The 14694-nt window shown below is 42.8% G+C and carries 16 protein-coding genes, 1 tRNA gene and 1 pseudogene; 12 read left to right on the forward strand and 6 right to left on the reverse strand.

The window, feature by feature from the left end; translation table 11 throughout:
- Nucleotides 1–124: 124 nt before the first annotated feature.
- Nucleotides 125–558 (reverse strand): annotated as a pseudogene (locus tag AC2TDN_RS09130) (IS66 family transposase); the annotation flags it as partial.
- 363 nt (nucleotides 559–921) lie between these two features.
- Here AC2TDN_RS09130 and AC2TDN_RS09135 point away from each other — a divergent pair.
- The gene (locus AC2TDN_RS09135) at nucleotides 922–2181 is read left to right on the forward strand and encodes a toll/interleukin-1 receptor domain-containing protein (protein WP_484687724.1); all 1260 of its coding nucleotides are present in this window, start codon (nucleotides 922–924) and stop codon (nucleotides 2179–2181) included.
- A 610-nt stretch (nucleotides 2182–2791) separates the two neighbouring features.
- Nucleotides 2792–3043 carry an excalibur calcium-binding domain-containing protein gene (locus tag AC2TDN_RS09140; RefSeq protein WP_484687745.1) on the forward strand — a complete coding sequence of 84 codons (252 nt, stop codon included), beginning with the start codon at nucleotides 2792–2794 and terminating at the stop codon, nucleotides 3041–3043.
- A gap of 99 nt (nucleotides 3044–3142) precedes the next feature.
- Here the strand turns inward: AC2TDN_RS09140 and AC2TDN_RS09145 are convergent, their stop codons facing one another.
- A complete protein-coding gene (locus AC2TDN_RS09145; RefSeq protein ID WP_484687725.1) occupies nucleotides 3143–3658 on the reverse strand; it encodes a hypothetical protein in 516 nt (171 codons plus the stop codon).
- 252 nt (nucleotides 3659–3910) lie between these two features.
- On the opposite strand from AC2TDN_RS09145, the gene AC2TDN_RS09150 reads away from it, so the two are divergent.
- The 3 genes from AC2TDN_RS09150 (at nucleotide 3911) to AC2TDN_RS09160 (ending at nucleotide 5667) form a co-directional block, all read left to right on the forward strand.
- On the forward strand, nucleotides 3911–4306 hold the full coding sequence (locus AC2TDN_RS09150; protein ID WP_484687726.1) for an RDD family protein: 396 nt from the start codon (nucleotides 3911–3913) through the stop codon (nucleotides 4304–4306).
- A 133-nt stretch (nucleotides 4307–4439) separates the two neighbouring features.
- Complete coding sequence (locus AC2TDN_RS09155) at nucleotides 4440–4925, forward strand: hypothetical protein (protein WP_484687727.1); 486 nt, start codon at nucleotides 4440–4442, stop codon at nucleotides 4923–4925.
- Between the two features lie 55 nt (nucleotides 4926–4980).
- Complete coding sequence (locus AC2TDN_RS09160; RefSeq protein WP_484687746.1) at nucleotides 4981–5667, forward strand: uracil-DNA glycosylase; 687 nt, start codon at nucleotides 4981–4983, stop codon at nucleotides 5665–5667.
- 65 nt (nucleotides 5668–5732) lie between these two features.
- On the opposite strand, the gene AC2TDN_RS09165 is transcribed toward AC2TDN_RS09160, so the two are convergent.
- A complete protein-coding gene (locus tag AC2TDN_RS09165) occupies nucleotides 5733–6686 on the reverse strand; it encodes an S-layer homology domain-containing protein (RefSeq protein ID WP_484687728.1) in 954 nt (317 codons plus the stop codon).
- Between the two features lie 208 nt (nucleotides 6687–6894).
- Between AC2TDN_RS09165 and AC2TDN_RS09170 the strand changes: the two genes are divergently transcribed.
- Nucleotides 6895–8385 carry a stalk domain-containing protein gene (locus AC2TDN_RS09170; RefSeq protein ID WP_484687729.1) on the forward strand — a complete coding sequence of 497 codons (1491 nt, stop codon included), beginning with the start codon at nucleotides 6895–6897 and terminating at the stop codon, nucleotides 8383–8385.
- Nucleotides 8386–8576: 191 nt separating this feature from the next.
- Here AC2TDN_RS09170 and AC2TDN_RS09175 read toward each other — a convergent pair.
- A tRNA-Val gene (locus AC2TDN_RS09175) sits at nucleotides 8577–8652 on the reverse strand.
- Between the two features lie 193 nt (nucleotides 8653–8845).
- Here AC2TDN_RS09175 and AC2TDN_RS09180 point away from each other — a divergent pair.
- Nucleotides 8846–9196, forward strand: coding sequence for a hypothetical protein (locus tag AC2TDN_RS09180; protein WP_484687730.1), 351 nt, complete (start codon nucleotides 8846–8848; stop codon nucleotides 9194–9196).
- 6 nt (nucleotides 9197–9202) lie between these two features.
- Here AC2TDN_RS09180 and AC2TDN_RS09185 read toward each other — a convergent pair whose 3' ends face one another.
- Together AC2TDN_RS09185 and AC2TDN_RS09190 are read right to left on the reverse strand one after the other, a co-directional pair.
- Nucleotides 9203–9397 (reverse strand): Spo0E family sporulation regulatory protein-aspartic acid phosphatase, encoded by a 195-nt coding sequence (locus tag AC2TDN_RS09185; RefSeq protein WP_482066835.1) that lies wholly within the window; start codon nucleotides 9395–9397, stop codon nucleotides 9203–9205.
- A gap of 247 nt (nucleotides 9398–9644) precedes the next feature.
- Entirely contained in the window at nucleotides 9645–9839 is a 195-nt protein-coding gene (locus AC2TDN_RS09190) for a DUF2524 domain-containing protein (protein WP_484687731.1), read from the reverse strand.
- Nucleotides 9840–10000: 161 nt separating this feature from the next.
- Here AC2TDN_RS09190 and AC2TDN_RS09195 point away from each other — a divergent pair, with 161 nt between their 5' ends.
- The 5 genes from AC2TDN_RS09195 to AC2TDN_RS09215 all read left to right on the forward strand — a co-directional run.
- Nucleotides 10001–10168, forward strand: a complete 168-nt coding sequence (locus tag AC2TDN_RS09195) for a hypothetical protein (protein ID WP_484687732.1) — start codon at nucleotides 10001–10003, stop codon at nucleotides 10166–10168.
- A 210-nt stretch (nucleotides 10169–10378) separates the two neighbouring features.
- Complete coding sequence (gene bioA / locus AC2TDN_RS09200) at nucleotides 10379–11740, forward strand: adenosylmethionine--8-amino-7-oxononanoate transaminase (protein WP_484687733.1); 1362 nt, start codon at nucleotides 10379–10381, stop codon at nucleotides 11738–11740.
- Nucleotides 11737–12474, forward strand: a complete 738-nt coding sequence (bioD, locus tag AC2TDN_RS09205; protein ID WP_484687734.1) for a dethiobiotin synthase — start codon at nucleotides 11737–11739, stop codon at nucleotides 12472–12474. The genes bioA and bioD overlap by 4 nt, the downstream gene beginning before the upstream one ends.
- Nucleotides 12474–13472 (forward strand): biotin synthase BioB, encoded by a 999-nt coding sequence (bioB, locus tag AC2TDN_RS09210; RefSeq protein WP_484687735.1) that lies wholly within the window; start codon nucleotides 12474–12476, stop codon nucleotides 13470–13472. The genes bioD and bioB overlap by 1 nt, the downstream gene beginning before the upstream one ends.
- A gap of 112 nt (nucleotides 13473–13584) precedes the next feature.
- On the forward strand, nucleotides 13585–14694 hold a 1110-nt coding region (locus tag AC2TDN_RS09215; protein WP_484687736.1), incomplete at its 3' end, for an IS110 family RNA-guided transposase.

Below are 14694 nucleotides of genomic sequence, written 5' to 3' on the forward strand. Positions count from 1 at the left end.
TCCACTTCGATAGAACGTACATTTATTTTGAACTATTTCATGGAATAATAAAAGTGCCGCCTTTGCTAAGTAAGCGTCAAATAGCCCCCACCTTATCATCAGATGAGAGCTAAGATAAGCTGGATTAAGATTTAAACACGTGGCAAGTCAGCGGTAGCGATGTTGACCAAGGCAACAGCTTGTCTAGCGTTTCCGGATTTTTCGGATCGGGAGCTGCGGGAGCTGCTCAAACAAATACATCAGATATTTGAACGGATTCAGCCCATTTTCTTTCGCCGTTTCCATCATGCTATAGATGATACTACTTGCTTTTGCGCCGCGAGGCGTATTGGCAAACAGCCAGTTCTTTCTACCAATTACAAACGGTTTAATCGCTCGCTCACTTCGGTTATTGTCAATCTCAAGCCTACCGTCTTCTAAGAAAGCCGTCAGCTTTTCCCATTGGTTTAAGCTGTAGCCGATGGCTTCTCCAAGCTTGCTCTTCGGTAACGTGCGGGATCGTTGCTGGCGCAGCCATAACAAATAAGCATCCAGAACAGGGCGACTTTTCTCCTGGCGGACACTCTACAATGGAATCAATGTACAGAGGAAAGTATTGTTCGAAAGAAAAAAGAACTCAAGCAGTAAATGAAGTTAGTGGAACTGACACCCGAAATGGTTCATCGGTTTGTTGAAAAAATTGAAGTCAAGCGGATGTTTAGGCGAACATTCAATACAAGTTTGCCGCCACCGCCATTAATAGCCAAATTTATCAATGACCAGTAGTCCAATCATGTGGAGTGTTGCTCACTGTTGATGAGGAAAGACTAATAGGTGAGATGTTTTGGCGAAGCGGAGAAGTTTTCTCTGCTTTTTTTCTATCTGATCGAAGTAATAATATGGTAAAATATTTTTGATAATATTGCAGGGGGTTAGTTAGGCATGGGCAGTGAGGAAAAGATTCCAGTGGTCTTTATTTCGTATTGTTGGACTTCAGAACAGCATAAAGAAAGGGTTCTTGATCTAGCAAAAAAGCTAGTTGCTGATTCGGGTGTTAATGTTATTCTTGATAGATGGCATGGAGAAATCGGTCATGATAGATTTCATTTCATGGAAGATAGTATCAGGAAAGCTGATAAGGTACTAGTTATTTGCGATAATAGATATTGCGAGAGAGCTAATAATAGAGCCGGAGGAGTCGGGACTGAGACAAGAATCATTACTCCTGAAGTCTATGGGAGCAATAAGCAAGATAAGTTCATCCCGATTGCTTTAGAACTGAAAGAAAATGGTGATTACTTACTCCCTGACTTCATGAACAGTCGGTTTGCTCTTGGAATGATTAAAGAAGAAGATTTCGAGAGTGACTATAAGCAATTAGAAAGGCTGATATGGCAAGAGCCTTTATTGAAGCCACCTGTAAGAGGTAATAAGCCTGTTTTTGATTCGGCGAATGCTGACGAAGTGAAATTATCTAAGATCAGACCATTGTTAAATGAGCTTAATGAAGAACGAGTGATTTGGTTACTTCCGCGAGGTTTTTTACATTATACAGATATTATATATCAAAGCCACGACTCTTGGGCTGTTGTAGTTTACTACTACAACTATGAAGGCGAGAGTATACATGGCACTCATTACCACGAATCATATTCGAGAAGATGGGACGATAAGATAGAAGCCCAATATAGTAAACTTTCAATTCCAGAAGCTGATTGGAGTTGGTGTAGAGCGCCATTAAATTTTCTTCAAGAATTAAGGGAAGTCAGTGAGCCGATTGACATAAATGATAAGGTCAATTACGAACAAAAGTGTGGTTACCCTGTCTATTACTTCAAACCGGGGGAGCCTATATTTCTTCCAGAAGTACCACCCGAATATAGTTTTTTTAATGATACTGGAAATCTCAGGGATATTCTAGTAGCGATAAGAGATAAAGATGAAATCAAACGGTTGTCTGAAGATGAACTACTTCAAATGGCAATGACCATAAGACAGAGCGTTTATTTAGAATCAAGTTCATATTTGGGAGAGAAACATCCATCATTTAAGTTTATTAATGAAGTTCTTGAGGATTTCAAGAAATCGTTTTCTGCTCTAGATGTTTTTTTATGGTTAAGCAATTTAGAACGAATTTTACAAAATACCCTTAATCATCAATGGGATAAATGGGAAAAGGATTTTAAAAACTTAAAAACTTAAAATAATTAAGTAAATGTAAATCTTTTAGGGGCATTTTGTTTGAAGTGGGGGAGAGAGAACGAAGGTAACCTTTTTCAAAGAAAAATATGGGTATTACCGTATGATGAAATATTCATTCTGTTCAGGTAGGAATAGACCATTACGGCGGTTTGGGTCTATTGCAAAGAGGATGGCTTGGGGTATATTATTCTACATACCAATACAGGGGAGAGAGAGGAAAAGGGCAATTTTCACGAAATACATATGGCTCTAGAAGCTGGAAAACCTCCTTTGTAGTATCTGACAAAATCAGGTACGATCGAAGGAGGATTTTTTATTGACTAAACTTTTAAATATAGTATATTTCAGATATTGCCTGATGAGATACGGATGAAGCCTTTTAGAAAACGAATTAAGAATATAACAATAAATAGTTTTCAATTTCATTGCGTAATTAATGAATACTACAAAAATGAGTCTGTTTCTTTTCGAGTTTATCCATACAACACCAAAACATCCTTTTTTGATGTTCGTTTCTCCTTTGTAAGCAGCGATGAAGAGTAAATGATCCATTTTAGTGAAGACGTAATATTAATGAAGAGGAAGTGTTAGTATTAAAAAGGTAATTGTAATTTTCATATCGTTAGGACTACTTCTAAGTTATTCTTTAAATACAACTGAAAGAGCAGAAGCAAAAGCAAAGATCGTTACATATAAAAACTGCACAGAGTTGAATAAGGTATACAAAGGCGGAGTTGCTCGTACTTCCTCCGTTAAAAACAAAGGTGGAAAAACGAAATATAAGCCTTTTGTTTCACAGGCTGTTTATGACGCCAATAAGAAAAGTGACCGTGACAAAGATTTGATTGCATGCGAGCGTTAAGGCCTTGCTTCAATAATTACCTCCAAAACATGCAATATCTTACTTAAAAAGACGCCTGCGAATGAGGTTTTTTTTTGAATAAGAATGTTTGTGCTACTCTTACTTATTTGCAGCTTGTCTTGCAGCATTATGAGCCAACCTGTGTAATGGATTATTCTCTTTATGCTTGCTCATATATTTTACTTTTACTTTAATCTCTGGGAACTTCATGTTCAAATTCTTTAGAGAAGCAATAATTTCGGCTCTAGCCTTTTCATAAAAAGGATTTGAAAAATAGTCCCTCGATAAAATAGGATCTATACGACTACAATCCGTAAATATGGAAGCTTGTTTCGGCTGATGATCGATTAATGCTTTCGCAAGCATATCTAGGCTGTACTGGATAGCGAGTAACTCTCCGTAATTTGAACCTTCGTCATGTTCTAAAAGAATTCTCTTTGCAGTAACCTGTACGGTTCGGTTGTAGACAAAGCAGCATGCTACTCCATATTTATGTTGTGCTGAGAATCCAGCGTAATCGCAATAAAGGTACATCGTACCTCTGTTAAGAATATTTTGTCTTAAGCTAGGGATGGCATAAGCTTGTTTAATCAATAATTCTTTGTTTGAATTCACCTGTTTAAGAAACTCCTTCAATGAGAAATTAATAGGTTTGAGAAACGTTGTTTTGAAATCCGATCAGTCAGAATACATAATTGATAATATTGTCAAAAAATATGATGGTTAATCTTTTCATCCCGAATCTTACAAAATAGGCATACATGAGTTTGGCTCACGCATACACCTTATTTGATAAGCGAAAAATTTATCTTGGTTGCTCAGTGTCATGAAGCCATACTATTATCTTGTTTTGGAGGGATTTCGAACATGAATGCAGGATTTTGGATTCGACTAGGAGCTGCGTTGCTTGACGGTATTATCGTTGGTGTTCCTTTATTTATTATTTCATTGATTATTACCGGTGGGTTGGAGGGAAGGGAATATTATACAGATGTGATTTCATTCCTTTATACGCTATTGCTTCCCGTCTTTTGGAGAGGTTATACGATTGGAAAGCGTATTTGCGGGGTTCAGATCAGAAAGCTTGACGGTTCGCCTCCTGGTCTAGGAACGATGCTGCTGCGACATGTTGTCGGAGGGCTAATTTACGGAGTAACTTTGGGTATTGCAGCCATCGTCAGCGCCTTTATGGTTGGTTTGCGAGAGGATAAGCGGGCCATTCATGATTTTATCGCGGGTACGGAAGTTGTGCATGCCAATTGAAAAAAACGAGCGGAGCCAGCTGCGTGTAAACGCTGCCGGCTTTTTTTATTGCAAACTTTTGCTTTCACTAATTTGAATGAAGTAAACTAGAAGCTGTAACGCAATAATTGATCAAATAAGGGGAAGTAGGCGGATGATGAATAAGCATAAGAATGAGGAGTCTTCACTTAAGCAAAGCTCACGCCGTTTATATGCGGAAGTGTTTTCGTTGAAGGATACTTTATATCATGATTTAACCGATAGGTTCAAGGATGATCATTTTCTATTAGAAAACAGAGAGCAGTGGAAAACGGGCATTATGGTTGCTGCTATCTCGACTGCGCTTTTTAGCACCATTTTGTCAGGAAGCAAAGAGTTTCCTTATGTTTATTCCTATCTGAAAATAAAGCTCCAAGCGCATCATCCAGAAGGGGAGGCCGCAATTGAGAGCTGCATGGGCGTTATTTCTAATCTGTTGAATGGTTCGGAATATAATGCTGAGGCATTCTCTGAAGGGCTCGCGCTGTGGCTTTATTTTAGCATCAGGGGCAGGGAATCGTTCGTTGAAGAAGAAACCGTTCCTTATATGTTAGCGGGACAATATATTAATCAATATTATTTGAATTGGTTTGATAAGTAAGAATAGGGAATTTTTTTATTTATACAGCTTAGAAGGAGACGTTGATGTGACGATAATGCCCAGTAACGATTGGACGCAGCGGCTAGAGGAGGAGCTCAAAGCCCCTTATATGCTTGAGCTGCTTGCTTATCTTGATGATAAATATAAATCGGTGACGGTTTACCCAGAGAAGCAAAATATTTTTAATGCACTAAATTATACAACCTATGAACAGACGAAGGTGGTCGTTTTGGGGCAGGATCCGTATCACGGACCTATGCAGGCACATGGGCTTAGCTTCTCCGTGCAGCCGGGCATGAAGGTGCCGCCATCTTTAAAGAACATATACAAAGAGCTGGAGGCGGATGTGGGTGCTCCGATTCCTGACCATGGCAGTTTAGTATCTTGGGCGCAGCAAGGCGTACTGCTCCTTAATACGGTGCTTACGGTGGAGGAGGGCAAACCGAATTCGCATCAGGGACTAGGGTGGGAGCGGTTTACCGATTCAATCATTGCGGCGATGAATGAAAGGGACAAGCCTGTCGTATTTATGCTGTGGGGCAAGCACGCAGAGGCGAAGGCCGCTCATATTGATAGGGACAAGCATCATATTATATCCTCGCCGCATCCAAGTCCGTTTGCTGCTCGCAAGGGTTTTTTTGGAAGCAAGCCTTTCTCAAGGGCGAATGACTTTCTAGAGGCGATTGGGAGCGAGCCTATTGACTGGACGATACCTATGCTGTCTGAACTAAGAAGCAGTTAAAAAAAAGGCTTCTCCGATGACTGAGCGATTGCTCATACCATAGGAGAAGCCTTTTTCTGTCTTTGTTACTTGGCGCTGATCGCGCTGCCCGTCGATGCTTCGCTTGAAGAAGCGGATTGTTGAAGCACTGGTTTTAGCTTTGCATCTACGTAGGTCGAAACCTGAACATCGGTTACAACCTGCGGGTACATTTTATCTGGATCAGGGAGAATCGTTTCGACATAAATAATCGCCCGGTCTCCTTCAAATCCAATGGAAGAGATCCGGATGCTGTAACCAGGATGCGGCACTTGTGCGCTGATGGTTACTTTATTAATGTCAGCGTTTACGGCATTCACAGTAAGCTTAAGGTCTAGCTTAGGCTGTTCGGGCAATTCAGGAATAGGAGTCGTCTCCTTTACGAATGTAATGGCATCATAGAGCCAGCCGGCGGCGTCGCTTCGCGTGATCGCTTTTTTAGGATAAAACTTATTCGAGCTATCCAGTGTGACGATTTTGCTAATGAGCAGCTTTTGGATGCTTTCCATGTAATCCTTGTTAACGTCTGCCTCATCCTCAAGCATCATATAAATTTCGATAAAGGCAAAATCGCCTTTTTTCAAAATCGCTTTGAACAAGTGGTGGGCGAACTGCTCACGAGTCATGACATCATTAGCTTTGACTGTTTTCGGAATTTCAAGTCCATTAAGATTAGCAATGATAAACGATTGCGAATACCATGCATTGTCCTTCAGGTTAGTGAAATAATCGCTTGCTTTAGGCTCTTTAATGAAGCGAATATGATCGATGTTGAGCTCTAACCCTTTTACAATCAAGGTTACGCCTTCCGCATAAGTGAGCTTGCCCTTCGGATTAAACTTATCCTCTTTATTGCTGCTTAGTATGCCAAGTTTCTTTAGCTCGGCAATTTTTTGCTCGTTTACATCATTTTTTACGTCTTTAAATGCCCAGACGGTTTGTCCGAGCGTGAAGAGCATCATTGCAACCAGCGTCAATATTATTATCGGTCGTTTTCTCATACGGTCACCTCTTCGTTTATTTTGCTGCAGCACTTATTTGACGCAATAATAATTCAATTTGTTGCAATTCGCAAGAAAACATTAATCTTTAGGAGAGTGGCCCTGCCTTTATTGATAAAGCGAAGAAATTCGGAACCGGTACAACGCAACCTTTTGAAAAAACTCTCGTCAAACTTAATAATACAAAAAATTACAAAAAGGAGCTGCTATGAAAATTAGAAAAATATTCAAACCTATTATTTTTATCCTTGTCCTTATGATTATGTTTTCTGGCCATGTACATGCTTCATCCGATTCGAAAGTCAAAAGCTTGAATAATATTGTGCAAATTAGCACGCAGGAATATCATAGATCTGCGCTTGCCTTGGATCGTGAAGGTGTCGTATGGGCTTGGGGACATAATTACATGGGTGGAGTAGGGGACGGTACGACTGGATTCAAATCAGCTGCTGTACCTGTTTTGGGGGATGTTGTAAAAATTGCCTCGAGTTTCGAAAATAGCTTTGCTCTAAAAAAAGATGGAACGGTTTGGGTTTGGGGCAGAGGCAACGGATTTCAAGGAGATGGAGTCTACCCTCCAGCTTCCGAATATATAACGAAACCGGTTAAAGTAGAGGGCCTTAACGGTGTCGTTGATATCAAAACAGGGAGCAACCATGCCATCGCGTTAAAGTCGGATGGATCGGTGTGGAGCTGGGGAAATCCCACCTATGGTGCGCTTGGAAGAACGGAATGGAAGCAATCTATTTCAAGTTCACTGATTCCTATGAAGGTGCCTAATCTACAAAATATTGAATCCATTTATGCTGGGTCATTATTTTCTGCCGCTGTAGCGAAGGACGGAAGTACGTGGGTATGGGGTGGGCTTGGCAGTTTTAGCAATATCGATTTAATTGTAAAACATGCGCCGATTAAGCTAGCTGATTATAAAGTCAAAAACATCGTTGAAATTTCGCCATACTATCGGATTTATGTGACCAAGGAAGATGGAACGTTGTGGGAGCTACAGAAATTGATGAAGCTGAAACAAATTGCGAGCGGTGTCGAAATGATAAGCTGTGGTGTTTTCTGTGCGGTTTCCAAGAAAAATGGAGATTTGCTGTGGTGGGATTCCGCTTCGCTTTCCGTTCCTAGTATGCAAAAACATGATTTGAATATCGGTAAAGAAGAAATACGACAATTTGATTTCCATACAAATAATCAGATTCTATTGTTAAAAACAGATGGAACCGTCAGTACTTACGATACAATCAGTTCAATTACAGGGAATGAGACCGTTGATGATAAAGAATTCCAAGCCTATGCAAAGCTCTCGGGCGAGGCGTTGAAACCGCAGCTAAGGCCCGTTTGGAAGGCGATTAACGTCAAGCTTAATGGCGTTGGAGTACCGCTCTCGGCAAATCCTATTGTTATTAAAGGAATTTCCTATATACCACTTCGGGGTGTATTAGAGGGGATGGGAGCAGAGGTTCAGTATAGTGAGGGCAATATTACGATCTCTAACTCCGATCATAAGCTGAAATTAAAGATTAGAACGACAGCAGGAATGAAAGATGGCGTGAAGTTGACGCTGGTGGGTCCTCCGCTAGTAATAAAAGGTATGACCATGGTGCCGCTTCGTTTTGTTAGTGAAGGATTGGGAGCCACAGTGGTATGGGATGCGGACAACAGAACGATTGATATTAAATCAGACAATTGAAGCTAGTTTAACGTGGGGTGGGGTTGCTATCTGACCAGAATATAAAAAAACGAGCCTTTAGCGCTTCTAAAGGCTCGTTTCACGTATAGGGATCTTTTAACCAGCTTACTCGCAGCAGTACTCGATCTACCCAATATCGGAGATGAAAACAAAAAAAGCCTTGATATAAAAGGCTTTCGACGTTTAAGTTATGGTGATCTGAACAGGGTTCGAACCTGTGACCCCTACCCTGTCAAGATAGTGCTCTCCCAGCTGAGCTACCAGATCATATTAGCGACAATTAATAATATAGCAGGATAAGGAAGTGAAGTCAACACTTTTTTGGGATTTTGTAAAGAAAAGCTTACCCTTCAGATTGCAGTGCTGATGTCTAGCGGGTTATAATGCTTTAGGTAGAACAAGCTACTTAGAATCAAGTGTAAACAGCACATTGATACATAGACAGGAGATGGCTTTAAACATGTATAATAACGACATTCACAATCAGTTTGCAGAGGCCGTTCAACAATTGATTGGCAAATCAGGCATCGTCCACTTGCAAAATGATGTAGATTACAAGATCGTTGTGCAGCAATTTACCGGATTCGAAGTGTCCGAGCATTATGATGACGAGGGAGACCCGATGATTTTTAAATTATCGTTTTTAAACGAGCTCGGCAGTGAAGATTCCATCGAAATTTGGGATAGCGCTATTGTTGATCTGGACTTTACAGTGCCTGAAGTAGCGGAAGAATGGGTTACTCCCGGGCTTCAATTTATATTTGCTGTTCTCAAGGATGAGAGCAATGCCATTGAATTTTTTGCAAAATAAAAGGGCTCAGCCTATACGTGCAAGAGAGCTTGATTGTCGCTCTGCTTTGGCCAAGCAGCCTGAATATTCGTTGAGGAGATAATCAAGCTCTTGGCTGATTTTGACAACTGCCTGATCTGTGAGGTTGTTGCATGCATCAAAAATTAAGATCATTTCGGCACGTACCTCTTCAATTTTTTTCTGATAAAAACAGTGCTCCATTAAAACCCCTCCAACTTTTCATTGTGAGTATAACAATAAACGAAGGTTGTTTGAATTTGTTGATAAAACAAATGACGAATTTGTTAGTTTATTGAACAATTCTATAATGAATAACTTCGTATTTGATTAACTACACCGCTGCGTTTATTCTGAAACATTCACATATGAAGAATAGTCCAATGCGAATATAAGAGATAAAATACCCCCTAAGGATTTACAGCCTTTGGGGGTACTTTCTTTAAACGCGTTATGACTCATGCGGAATATCGCATTTGTTTCGAATGAAATGGATTTGGTTTCGAATCCGGTTCAAGTGCTGCTGCTCTTCTTCGGTTTGTTCTCCGTGTTCGGCTTGCTCTAGCTGCTCTAATTCCTGTAATAAGCTTGGTAAATCATGAGACGCATTCGCACAATTATAGCTGCTGTCTACATTTTCAAGCATCGCTTTTCCCTCCAATCCAGTAAGGTTGGACCTTAGCATTGTTATCCAATGTCCGTCAGTTAGTATGAGCCGTTTAACGATGGATATGCATATTGGAAACGTATACTAAAGCTATTCAAATCCGCATACCTATATAGAAAGCGCTCAGGAGGCGGTTTCTGTTGGCTGCGGATTATGCCTATTTGGCTATATGGCTATTGGGAATGTTTGGAGTAATTGGTATAGTGATTGGGGCGGTGGCAGAATTCGTTATTAAAGATACATTATCGCATGATGAGCAGTTTGTATGGCGAAGGAAGCTTCCGGCAGAGGCTTTCAAAAGAAAATAAAACGAAAATCCGGCGTTCGCCTAACAAGCGAATTCGTCGGATTTTTTTATGCATAGGAAGAATTAATGAAATTATTTCCATTAATTAAACGAAGGGATTGATTTCTCTTTACAGGAATATGATGGTCTGCTAAACTAGCAGCAATCTATTGTTAACCTAAATAAAAATATTGTGGTTAACAATAGGAATGATTATCGGATGGAGATTATTATGACACGGAGTTACGAATGGCTTACCGCAATGAACAAGGCGCACCTATGGCATCCTTTTACCCAAATGAAGGACTATAATGACGCAGATCCGCTCATCATTGAACGTGGGGAAGGCGTCCGGCTATATGATGTGCAGGGCCGTGCTTATTATGACGGTTTCTCATCCGTCTGGCTCAACGTTCACGGGCATAACGTGCCGGAGCTCAATCAAGCGATCAGGGATCAGCTGGAGCTAGTCGCCCACAGCACTTTGCTCGGAATGGCAAATGTACCGGCAATTGAGCTGGCAGAGAGATTGGCAGTTATCGCTCCAAAAGGCTTAAATAAAGTTTTTTACTCTGATTCCGGAGCAACCGGTGTCGAGATTGCGATCAAAATGGCATTTCAATACTGGCATAACCTCGGGATAAAGGGCAAATCAACGTTTATCACGATGAATCAAGCGTACCATGGGGATACGATTGGCGCAGTCAGCGTAGGTGCTATTCCGCTCTATCATGACGTGTTCCGCCCCATGCTTTTTCCATCCCACGTGATTCCTTACCCGAATGCTTATCGCCATGAAGGCGGAGCTGCAGAAGCGATGAAAGCTACACTAACGGCATTGCGAATGCTCCTTGAGACAAAGGCTGATGAGATAGCTGCGCTAATTGTGGAGCCGATCGTGCAGGGAGCCGGTGGGATCATCGTCATGCCGCCGGGTTGTTTACGCGAGATGGCCGCGCTGTGCCGACAGTATGGCGTGCTGCTTATCGCGGATGAGGTGGCAACGGGCTTTGGCCGGACGGGTGCGATGTTCGCTTGCGATCTGGAGCAGGTCTCGCCTGATTTGATGGTTATAGGAAAAGGGCTGACTGGCGGCTATTTGCCGGTGGCAGCGACGCTTGCGACGGATGAGATTTATGATGCTTTTTATGCGGATTACACGGAACAGAAAACATTTTTCCACGGACATTCCTTCACGGGCAACCCGCTTGGATGTGCAGTTGCATTGGCAAGCATGAAGCTGTTTGAAGAACGTAACATGCTTGAAGGAGTAAACATAAAGGCGTCCTTTGTAGAGCAAAAGCTCGCTGCGCTTAAAAACCGTCCGCATGTCGGCGATATCCGGCAAAAGGGACTGATGATCGGAATTGAGCTCGTACGCAATAAGGCTTCACGAGAGCCATACGAATGGGCAGAACGAATTGGCGTCAGAACGAGCAGGCGAGCTAAAGAGCTAGGACTGCTTACGAGGCCGCTTGGCAATGTCATCGTGTTTATTCCTCCGCTTGCCAGCACAGATGCTGAGCTTGCTGCAATGACGGATATTTTGGTGCAATCCATAATTGATGTTACTGAAGGTGGTTTACATTCATGAATGGGATACGCGGATTATTTGTAACGGGAACGGACACCGGCGTTGGGAAAACAATCGTTACGGGTGCTCTTGCTGCTGCGCTGCGCGCTGAAGGGCTAAATGTCGGCGTATGGAAGCCTGTGCAGTCAGGCGCCCCTCTTGGCAGCGGAGCTACCGACGCAGAACGTCTGCTGCAATGCTCCGGCATTGAAGAACGGGCGGAAGCAGTGGGGCCATTTACATTTGAGGCACCTCTTGCCCCGCTGCTCGCTGCAAAGGAAGCGGGGCAGAGCTTAACGCTGCGGGAGCTAATCGACGCAGGCAAGCCTTTGGCGAAGCGTTACGAGTCACTGCTTGTCGAAGGAGCAGGCGGCGTTGCAGTTCCGTTGACTGATACCGCGCTTGTTGCAGACTTGATTACGGAGCTGCGCGTACCCGTCATAATCGTGGCGAGTTCAGGTCTCGGCACGATTAACCACACGCTGCTTACGGTGTCCTTCCTACGTGAACGCAAGATCCTGATCATCGGCATTATTTTAAACGATGGCGAATCGACAGACATACACGACGATCCGAGTGTTGCATTGAACGCAAAGCTAATCGAACGATATTGCGGCGTAAAGGTACTCGGTCGTTTTCCACGTTTTCATGACGAGAAGAATACACAATTGTTGATCAAGACGGTAAGAGAAAAGATTCTATTGACACCTATCCTACAAGGATTAGCTGCTCAATTAACGGAGGCTGAAGGATAATGAATACGGTAGATGTTAATTTTGAATGGAGTTCGTTTGCCCAAAAAGCGCTTAATGGCGAGCTTTTAACGGTTGAGGAAGGGCTAGCGATACTTGAAGCGGACAACGAAGAGCTGCTTCCGCTATTGCAAGCTGCTTTTACGGTGAGGAAGCATTATTACGGCAAAAAAGTGAAGCTGAACATGATCATCAACGCCAAAAGCGGCCTTTGTCCCGAAGACTGCGGCTATTGCTCGCAATCTATCGTATCAACTGCGCCCGTTCAAAAATATACGCTGCTCGATAAGGACACATTGGTAGCAGGAGCCCGCGAAGCGATGGCTCGCAAGGCAGGCACCTATTGCATTGTTGCGGCCGGGAAAGGTCCAACGGAAAGGGAACTGAATCAAGTCGTAGATGCGGTAAAAGAAATCCGTGATACGATGCCGCTCAAAATATGCGCCTGCTTGGGACTGTTAAAGGACGGTCAAGCCGAGCGCTTAGCGGAAGCAGGCGTACATCGATACAATCATAATCTGAATACGAGCAAAGCCAACTACCCGTCGATTACGACAACTCATACATACGACCAGCGAGTTGAAACGGTAGAGAAGGTGAAGATGCACGGCATATCTCCCTGCTCGGGCGTCATTATCGGTATGGGGGAAACGAATCAAGAAATCGTTGAAATGGCTTACGCGCTCCGCGAGCTGGATGCGGATTCGATTCCAATCAATTTCCTGAATGCGATTCCGGGGACCCCGCTCGAGAAAGCTGGACGTACTCCGGCTATAAAAGCTTTGAAGGTTCTAGCGATGTTTCGGTTCATTTGCCCGGCAAAAGAAATTCGTGTCGCGGGCGGCCGCGAGGTAAACCTCCGTTCACTGCAGCCTTTGTCGCTATACGCTGCAAATTCGCTTTTTGTTGGCGATTATTTAACGACAGCAGGCCAAGATATTTCGGCTGATCATCAAATTATTGAAGATATGGGCTTTGAAATTGAATTGAATGCCCTTTAAGGAGCCATTCCTGTAATGAAGTAATTTGAGCTTTGAAAGAAAAAAGCGCCTCTAGTATACTGGGAAACGTTCCGGCAAGAACTAAACCCACATACGAAAAGAGGCACTCACTATGAAGCATAAGATGAAACAGAAACAAAATCAACGTATTACAAGAATTACCGAAAAAACGCTCGTTGTTGGCGTAGATATTGCCAAGCGGCTTCATGTCGCTAGGGCCGTAGATTTTCGTGGAATTGAGCTCGGCAAGGATTGTGTATTCAGTAATGATGCAAAGGGGCTAGGAAGCCTTGTAACGTGGATGAAGGAGCTCGAGCAGTCTCACAGCAAGACGGATATCATTTTGGGTATCGAGCCTACCGGACACTACTGGTTTCCACTAGCTGCTTACTTGCAGAATGAAGGAATCAAATTGGTTCTCGTCAATCCTCACCATGTGAACAAAAGCAAGGAACTTGAGGACAACACACAAATAAAAAGCGACTACAAGGACGCCAAAGTTATTGCCAACCTCGTTCGAAACGGGAATTACACGGAGCCCAAATTACCCACAAAGGAATATGCAGACTTACGGATTTTGATGAACACAAGGGAGCAGATCATGGGCAGCTTAACACAAGTTAAATCCAGGATTGTCAATTGGTTCGATCGTTACTTTCCTGGGTATGCGAAGGTGTTTAAAAGCTGGGATGGGAAGGCGTCCCTGATGACGATGCGCCAATTCCCGACACCAGAAGAGATTGTCTCTAAAGGCGCCAGAGATATTCTTGCGTGTTGGAAGAAGGAAGTTAAACGCGGAGTCGGCATCAAGCGTGCTGAACAGCTCTATGCAGCAGCAGAGGTTTCAATTGGGCTTAAAGAAGGTCTAGTCGCTGCGCGGGTTCAGCTTCGTTTGCTGCTAGAAGAATTCGATCTTTACTTGAAACAAGAAGAACAGATTATGAAAGACGTTTTAGAGATATTGGGGAAAATCCCCGGAACTGCCGAAATGCTAAGTATTCCAGGCGTAGGTGTTGTCACTATTGCTGGTTTCCTTGCTGAAATTGGGGATATAAATAGCTACGACCACGGACAGCAGATTATACGGTTAGCTGGACTTAATCTCGTAGAGAACAGTTCAGGTGATCGCAAAGGAAAGACAGGTATAAGCAAACGAGGACGTTCTCGTTTAAGGGCATTGCTGTTCCGCTGTATCTTGCCGCTAGTGGCTAAAAACGAAGAG

Source organism: Paenibacillus sp. Y660 (assembly GCF_057221575.1).